The sequence below is a fragment of the Mesorhizobium sp. SARCC-RB16n genome, from assembly GCF_008520305.1.
Classification (GTDB): Bacteria; Pseudomonadota; Alphaproteobacteria; order Rhizobiales; family Rhizobiaceae; genus Mesorhizobium.
In genome coordinates this window covers 1-1,393 of sequence record NZ_ML703328.1, presented here as the reverse complement: position 1 = coordinate 1,393, position 1,393 = coordinate 1, and the positions used below count along the sequence as shown (strand labels likewise).

Annotated in this window: 1 protein-coding gene; it reads left to right on the top strand. The window is 64.8% G+C overall.

Translation table 11 applies throughout. The features are described from left to right. Positions 1 to 119 precede the first annotated feature (119 nt). The gene (locus tag C7I87_RS34920) at positions 120 to 1,331 is read left to right on the top strand and encodes an IS110 family RNA-guided transposase (RefSeq protein WP_149908463.1); all 1,212 of its coding nucleotides are present in this window, start codon (positions 120 to 122) and stop codon (positions 1,329 to 1,331) included. The last annotated feature ends 62 nt before the right edge of the window (positions 1,332 to 1,393 follow it).

The following is a 1,393-nucleotide window of genomic DNA, read 5'->3' as shown; positions in this document are numbered from 1 at the left end:
GCTACAGGAAGATGCGCCACGGACACTTCGGCCAAGATGGGTCCAGAGCGCCGATTGATGAGCAACCCGTGAGGGCTCCCGGCACCGGGCACCATACTCCAGTTCAGTGAGGTGCATCCATGACCATTTTCGTCGGACTCGACTGGGGCGGCTCGAGCCATGCCGTCTGTGTCGTCGACGCCGCCGGTAAGGTCCTCGACCATTTTGTCGTGGCCCATGACCGCGATGGGCTTGCCGATCTCGTCGCGCGTTTGCGACGGCATGGGCCGCCCGGCGAGACGCCGATCGCCATCGAACGGCCTAGCGGGTTGCTCGTCGACGCGCTGGTCGATGCCGGCTTCGTCGTCACGCCGGTCCATCCCAATGTCGTCAAGGCGTGCCGGCCGCGCTATCGCGCCGTCGCCGCCAAGAGCGATCCTGGTGACGCCTACATCCTTGCCGACATCCTGCGCACCGACGGGCACCGGCTGACCCCGCTCAAGCCGCAATCCGATGCCATCAAGGCATTGCGCGCGCTGGTGCGTGGCCGTGACGATCTCGTCGCCACAAGACTCGTCCTCGCCAACCAGCTGCGCGCCTTGCTCGAAAGCTTCTGGCCTGGCGCCGCCGGTTTGTTCGCCGACATCGCAAGCCCGATCGCACTGGCCTTCCTCCAGCGCTATCCCACACCCGAAAGCGCCAGCCGCTTGGGTGAGAAGCGCATGGCTGCCTTCCTTGCCCAGAACCAGTATTGCGGCCGGCGTAGTGTTGCCGATGTGCTCGACCGGCTGCGCGCTGCTCCCGCCACAAAGGCCGCTGAAGCTGAGGCCGACGCCAAGGGTGAACTCGTACGTGCCATCGCCGTTACCCTCGAAAGCCTCGTCGCCCAGATCGGCAAGCTCTCCAGCCGCATCGAACATGCCGTTGCCGAACTGCCCGAAGGAAAGATCGTCATGTCCTTTCCGCGCGCCGGAAAGATCTGCGCTGCACAGATCACCGCCGAGCTGGGCGACGTGCGGGACCGCTTCCAGAGCCAGGAACACCTGGCCGCCGAGGCCGGCGTCGCACCAGTCACCTACCAGAGCGGTAAATCCCGCGCCGTTACATGGCGATGGGCCTGCAACAAGCGATTGCGCGCTGCGCTCACCTGCTTCGCCGACAACTCCCGCCATGCCAGCCCCTGGGCTGCCAAGGTCTATCACGATGCCAGAAAGCGAGGATGCAGACACCCTCATGCCGTTCGCATCCTCGCCAGAGCCTGGCTCAGGATCCTCTGGCGCGCATGGCAGGACCGCACATCCTACGACCCCAACAAACACCCCGCCGCTAGCCTCTTGCTCACAACAGGTTGACACAGGAAGTCTCATGCCGGCTCATCCATCAGATGCAGGTGCTCGCGGTTGAAGGTCAGCAC

Coding starts and splice junctions, on each gene's coding strand:
- C7I87_RS34920 (WP_149908463.1), top strand. CDS start 120: ATGACCATTTTCGTCGGACTCGACTGGGGCGGCTCGAGCCATGCCGTC.